The 6,521-nt window shown below is 63.6% G+C and carries 4 protein-coding genes; 3 read left to right on the top strand and 1 reads right to left on the bottom strand.

The window, feature by feature from the left end:
• Positions 1-525, bottom strand: a 525-nt coding sequence (locus ACTOZL_RS09950) for an AMP-binding protein (protein WP_482478228.1), incomplete at its 3' end; no start/stop codon positions are given.
• Positions 526-799: 274 nt separating this feature from the next.
• Here ACTOZL_RS09950 and secA point away from each other — a divergent pair.
• The 3 genes from secA to ACTOZL_RS09935 all read left to right on the top strand — a co-directional run bounded on the left by secA (position 800) and on the right by ACTOZL_RS09935 (position 6,359).
• A complete protein-coding gene (secA, locus tag ACTOZL_RS09945; protein WP_482478227.1) occupies positions 800-3,550 on the top strand; it encodes a preprotein translocase subunit SecA in 2,751 nt (916 codons plus the stop codon).
• A gap of 12 nt (positions 3,551-3,562) precedes the next feature.
• On the top strand, positions 3,563-4,381 hold the full coding sequence (gene pgeF / locus ACTOZL_RS09940) for a peptidoglycan editing factor PgeF (RefSeq protein ID WP_482478226.1): 819 nt from the start codon (positions 3,563-3,565) through the stop codon (positions 4,379-4,381).
• Between the two features lie 172 nt (positions 4,382-4,553).
• Entirely contained in the window at positions 4,554-6,359 is a 1,806-nt protein-coding gene (locus ACTOZL_RS09935) for a M23 family metallopeptidase (protein WP_482478225.1), read from the top strand.
• Positions 6,360-6,521 lie beyond the last annotated feature (162 nt).

Here is a 6,521-nt window from a genome sequence, read left to right as displayed (position 1 = left end):
GGCGTGGAAGTCCTCAAAGCCCTCCCCGGCCCCCAGGGCAAAGCGCAGGGGGACCCCTGCCCGTTCCGCTGCCGCCAGGAGGGTTTGGTCACAGCCGCCGTCCCGGCAGCACAGCACGGCCTTGGCCTTGGCCTTGTGGAGCCGGTAATAGAAATCCTCCTCCGTGAGCCGGTAATACGCCGGGGATAGCACCAGCCCCAGCTTGTGGGCCGCCACCGCCGCCACCCAGAACTCCCAGTGGCTGCGCAGGGCGCACAACAGCACGTCCCCCTTGCGCAGCCCCCGGCGCTGGAACAGCACCGCCGCCTGGGTGCTCAGCCGGGCAACCTCCCCAAAGGTCAGGGTCCGGGACGCCCCCCGGTCGTTGCGCCAGACCATGGCGGGGCGGTCTGGGTACAGCGCCCCCAGCTGGTCCACCACGTCGTAGCCATAGTTGAAATTGCCGGCATAGGTATAGCGGTAACGCTCCAACCGCCCCAGCGGGTCGAAGTGCTCCTGAATGAATCTTGTAAAAAATGCCCCCATGTGGCACCTCCCTTTTGTGGTGTGTCCATTCAATGGTAATAAGGTAACAATATTGTAACAAGATTTTGATAGAATATCAAGCACGCCCCGCAAACCTGTGGAAAACTATCCCTCCCATCCCCCAAACCTACCTCACACGAGCGAAAAAGGTAATATTTTTTCCACATGTTCATAGTTTTTTTCTTTTTTCTTACGCGGAACCATGCTATAATAATCTGAATTGTGGAAAACTCCGTGCTTTTGCACGTGGATACGTTGAAAGGAAGAAACAACCATGGGTTTCTTAAACAAATTATTTGGCACCAATATGGCCAAGGAGATCAAGCGTCTTGAGCCGATCGTACAGAAAATTGAGGCCTTGGAGGAGAGCTACAAGGCCCTCACCGATGCCCAGCTCCAGGCCAAAACCCCGGAGCTGAAAGCCCGCTACCAGAAGGGCGAGAGCTTGGACCAGCTCCTCCCCGAGGCCTTTGCCACCTGCCGGGAGGCCGCCGACCGGGTTCTGGGCCTGCGGCCCTACCGGGTGCAGCTCATGGGCGGCATCATCCTCCACCAGGGCCGCATCGCGGAGATGAAAACCGGTGAAGGCAAGACCCTGGTGGCCACCCTCCCCGCCTACCTCAACGCCCTGTCCGGGGAAGGGGTACATATCGTCACCGTCAACGACTACCTGGCCAAGCGCGACAGCGACTGGATGGGCAAGGTCTACCGCTTCCTGGGCCTCACCGTAGGCCTGGTGATCCACGGCATCGACCCCAAGGGCAAGCAGGACGCCTACAACGCCGACATCACCTACGGCACCAACAACGAATTCGGCTTCGACTACCTCCGGGACAATATGGCCATCTATAAGGCCGAGCTGATGCAGCGGGGCCACACCTTCGCCATCGTGGACGAGGTGGACTCCATCCTCATCGACGAGGCCCGTACCCCCCTGATTATCTCCGGCATGGGGGACCAGTCCACCCAATTGTACACCCTGGCGGACAACTTCGCCGCCTCCCTCAAGGGCCTCACCGTGGCCACTGTGGACGACAAGGAGGAGGAGGACGAGGACATCGACGCGGACTACGTGGTCAACGAGAAGGCCCGGGCCGTCACCCTCACCGCCCGGGGCATCGCCAAGGCGGAAAAGACCTTCAACGTGGAAAACCTCTCCGACCCGGAGAACTCCACCCTCTCCCACCACATCAACCAGGCCATCCGGGCCCGGGGGCTGATGAAGCGGGACATCGACTATGTGGTCAAGGACGGCGAGGTCATCATTGTGGACGAGTTCACCGGCCGCCTCATGTACGGCCGCCGCTATAACGACGGCCTCCACCAGGCCATTGAGGCCAAGGAAAAGGTCACGGTGGCCCGGGAGTCCAAAACCCTGGCCACCATCACCTTCCAGAACTACTTCCGCCTGTACAAAAAGCTCTCCGGTATGACCGGTACCGCCCGCACCGAGGAGGAGGAGTTCAACGCCACCTATCAGCTGGACATCGTGGAGGTCCCCACCAACCGGCCCCTGGCCCGGACGGACCACCCCGACGAGGTGTACAAAAACACCAAGGGCAAGTACAACGCCATCGTCCAGCAGATTGCGCAGTGCCACGAGAAGGGCCAGCCGGTCCTGGCCGGTACCACCTCCATTGAGAAGTCCGAGATCCTCTCCAAGCTCCTCACCCGCCAGGGCATCAAGCACAATGTCTTGAACGCCAAGAACCACGAGAAGGAAGCGGAAATCGTGGCCCAGGCAGGCAAGTTCGGGGCCGTCACCGTGGCCACCAACATGGCCGGCCGTGGTACGGACATTATGCTGGGGGGCAACGCGGAGTATTTGGCCAAAAACGACCTGCGGAAAGCGGGCCTCACAGAGGAGCTCATTGCCGAGGCCACCGGCTTTGCCGAGACAGACAACCAGGAGATTTTGGACGCCCGGAAGCTGTTCTCCCAGGCGGAGGCCAAATATAAGGAACAGCTGGCCCCCGAGGCCGACAAGGTCCGGGAGGCCGGGGGCCTGTTCATCCTGGGCACCGAGCGCCACGAATCCCGCCGCATCGACAACCAGCTCCGGGGCCGTTCCGGCCGCCAGGGGGACCCCGGCGAGAGCCGCTTCTACCTGTCCATGGAGGACGACATCATGCGCCTGTTCGGCTCCGAGCGGATGCAGAACATCATGGAGACCCTCAAAATCGACGACGATACCCCCATCGACGCCAAGCTTCTCTCCGGGGCCATTGAGAACGCCCAGAAGAAGGTGGAGTCCAAGAACTTCCAGGCCCGGAAGAACACCCTGGAATACGACGACGTGATGAACGTCCAGCGTGAGGTCATCTACAAACAGCGCCGCCAGGTGCTGGACGGGGAGGACGTAGGCCCCTCTGTCCACAACATGATCCACCGCTGGATCGAGTCCTCCATCCAGGGCCACCTGGGGGAGGCCAAGCACTTCACCGCCGAGAGCTTCCAGCCTGCCATTGAGCCCTTCCAGGGCCTCTTCTTCCCCGCCGAGGAAATGGCCCTCACCGACGACCAGCTGCAAAGCTACAGCGCCCGCCAGCTCATTGAAAAGGTACAGGAGGCCGCCATGGCCACCTACCAGGCCAAAGAGGACGCCCTGGGCGCCGAGCTCATGCGGGAGCTGGAACGGGTCATGATGCTCCGGGTGGTGGACGAATACTGGATGGACCACATCGACGCCATGGAGGAGCTGAAAAAAGGCATCGTCCTCCGGGCCTACGCCCAGACCAACCCCGTGGACGCCTACAAAAAAGAGGGCTTCGAGATGTTCGAGGGCATGATCCAGGCCATCCAGGAGGAGACCATCCGCCGGATCATCGCTGCCCGGGTCCAGACCGACGAGGTAAAGCGGGAGCGGGTGGCCAAAATCACCGGCCAGTCCAGCGGCAGCGACGAGAGCTTGAAGAAAGAGCCCGTGCGCAAAGCCATCAAAATCGGCCCCAACGACCCCTGCCCCTGCGGCAGCGGGAAGAAATATAAGAAGTGCTGCTACCTGAAAGATAAAGCAGCACAGTAATTAGGAGGACCCATGCCCTTTACCAAGCAAAGCGTCAACGATGTGGTGTTCCACACCGCCAACCCCTTCACCGAAGCCGGCGGCGTCGCCCACGGCTTCGCCGCCCGCCTGGGCGGCGTCAGCGCCCCCCCTTGGGACAGCCTGAACATCAGCCTTTCCCGGGGGGACGACCCCGCCGCCGTCCGGGAGAACTACCACAGAATGTGTGCCGCCCTGGGCACAGATGTCAACAAGCTGGTGATGACCCACCAGGTCCATGAGGACTACATCCGCCCCGTAGGCCCCGGGGATATCCTCCCCGACCCCCTGGCCCCCATTGAGGTGGACGCCGACGGCCTCATCACCGATACCCCGGGGCTGTGCCTCACCATCTTTTACGCCGACTGTATACCGGTGCTGCTCTACGACCCCCAAAAGCGGGTGATCGCGGCGGTACACTCCGGCTGGCGGGGCACCGCCCTGGCCATTGCCCAAAAGGCGGCGGGGAAGATGGTGGCGGAGTACGGCTGCCGTCCAGGGGATATCCTGGCGGCCATCGGCCCCGGCATCGGGCCCTGCTGCTTCGAGACCCACGCCGACGTGCCCACCGCCCTCACCGCCCAGCTGGGCCAGGGGGCCGCCCCCTGCATCATCCCCAAGGTGGAGCGGCCGGGCAAGTTCGCCGTGGACTTGAAGGGCATCATCCGCTGGGAGCTGCTGGAAGGGGGGCTCCGGGAGGAGAACATCTCCACCCTGCCCCTGTGTACCGCCTGCCACCCAGAGCTGTACTGGTCCCACCGGAAAATGGGGGAGCAGCGGGGCAACCACGCGGCTATGATCCAACTAAACTAGGAGGAGAGAAGCAATGGGCCGGATCCTTTCCAAGCTATGGCGATTGTTCTATAAGCTCTGGGGCTTTCTTTGCTACCTGTTCCCCAGCCGGCACGCCGGCACCCCATTGTATGCCCCCAAACACAACAACGAACCCCATTGACCCCAGACCCCGCAAGGAGGCGGATACCCCATGAGTAAAGCCAAGAAAAAGCGCAAAAGAAAGCAGCTTCGCTGGGAAGGGGGCCTGCAAGGCCCCGGCAATCCCCTGCTCTCCGCCACGGCCCTGCTGCTGGCAGGGAGCATGATCGCCGCCGGGGCGCAGGTGAGCAATGCCTACGCCCTGTGCTACGCCGCCAGTGTCCAAGGCCAGACCCTGGCCTACTTCCAGGAGGAGGGGACCTACCACCAGGCCCTGATCCAGGCCCAGGCCCAGGCCAAGGAGATTTTGGGGGAGCAGGCGGACAGCCATGGCTGGGACCAGGCTGTCACCCTGAGCACCACCCTGGCCCCAAAAAACCAGGTGGCGGAGGTCCATCAAGTCACCGACGCCCTGCTGGAAGCCATCCCCCAGCTGGAGCATGTGTACACCCTCCGGGTGGACGGGATGCTGGTGGGGGCGGCCAGAAGTGCCGACACCATTTATGAGGCCTTGAAGCAGGTGAAGGACGTGTACACCACGGCCAATAGCCTCTCCGTCCAGTTTGAAAACCAGCTGAGCCTGGCCTATGAGTACTTACCGGCGGATATGGAGACCTTGGAGACCGGGGAGCTGGTGTCCCGGCTGATCCAGGAGGCCCCCCGGCTCTTCCTCTACACCGCCCAGCCAGGGGACACCGTGGAGGAGCTCCTAGAGCGCTTCGCCATGACCAGCGAGCGCCTGCAGGAGCTGAACCCCGACCAGGTCCTGGGGGCCATCGACCTGAGCCCTGGGGAGGGCGGGGGCTTCGGCCTGCCGGAGGACTTGGAGCTCAGTGAGGACCAGCTGGCGGACCTGCGCCTGCTGCTGCTCAACGCCACAGGCACCCCCCTGGAACCGGGGACGGTGCTGACGGTGGAGCAGGTCTGTCCCCTGCTGGTGACCACCACCGTGGAGGAGCAGGCCATCACCCGGGACGCCACCCCGGAGCGCCTCTATGAGGACGACCCCACCATGTTCCGGGGCCAACAGCGTATCGTCCAGGAGGGCACCGCCGGAATGGAGACGGTGCTCACCCGCACCGTGCGCCGCTGCGGCGTGCCCCTGAGCAGCACGGACCTGAGCGCCGTGCGCCTGGGGGAGAGCACCCCCCTGATTGTGGCCATCGGCACCAAGCCCCTGCCGGAGGGCTGCCTGTTCCTCTGGCCTGTCCAGGGGCGGGTGTCCTCGGACTACGGCTACCGCTTTCTCTTCGGTGAGACCAACTTCCACCAGGGGGTGGACATCGCCGCCCCCATGGGCACCGCCATTGCCGCCGGGGCCGACGGCCAGGTGGTCTTTGCCGGGGAGCAGGGGAGCTATGGCAACCTGGTGATCCTCCGCCACGACAACGGCTTTTTCAGCTACTATGGCCACTGCTCCAAGCTGCTGGTCACCGTGGGACAGAGCGTCACCCAGGGGCAGATCATCGCCGCCGTGGGGTCCACCGGCCGTTCCACCGGTCCCCACTGCCACTTTGAGCTGCGCTATGACAACAGCCCCATTGACCCCCTGCTCTACCTCCCCGGGGAGAACAACGCCCCCGCCCGGACCCAGGTAGAGGACGAGGAGGAACACCCGGAGGAGGATCCGGAAAACCCGGAGAACCCCGATGAGGGGGGCCTCCCCCCGGAGGATGAGGGCCAGCAGCCCCCGGAGCAGCCCCTCCCGCCGGAGGACCCCAGTGTCCCGCCCCAGGAGCCCAAGCCGGAGGAGCCACCGGCGCCGGAAGAGCCCGGCGGCGACGGCCCACCCCCGGAGGAGCCTCCGGCAGACCCCGGCACCGGGACTGGCACCGGAGGGGGCAGCACCACAGAGTGAAGAAAAAACGGACCGGCGCCTCGGCGATCCGGTCCGTTTTTCAAAGCCTGGAAAGGAGAGAGGGATGGAGAAATCAAGAAAGAACAGACGGGTGCGGCCCGGCTATGTCCTGGCGGTGGCCCTGAACCTGGGGGTCACCGCCGTTGTCGGTTATTTGGCGGC

This window comes from Evtepia sp. (assembly GCF_056797215.1).
Note: the sequence above shows the minus strand (reverse complement) of the source record. Positions and strands in the feature narration are given on the sequence as shown.

What these genes read in the sequence shown, in the direction of transcription:
- secA (WP_482478227.1), top strand. Translation starts at nt 800, where the DNA reads ATGGGTTTCTTAAACAAATTATTTGGCACCAATATGGCCAAGGAGATC.
- pgeF (WP_482478226.1), top strand. Translation starts at nt 3,563, where the DNA reads ATGCCCTTTACCAAGCAAAGCGTCAACGATGTGGTGTTCCACACCGCC.
- ACTOZL_RS09935 (WP_482478225.1), top strand. Translation starts at nt 4,554, where the DNA reads ATGAGTAAAGCCAAGAAAAAGCGCAAAAGAAAGCAGCTTCGCTGGGAA.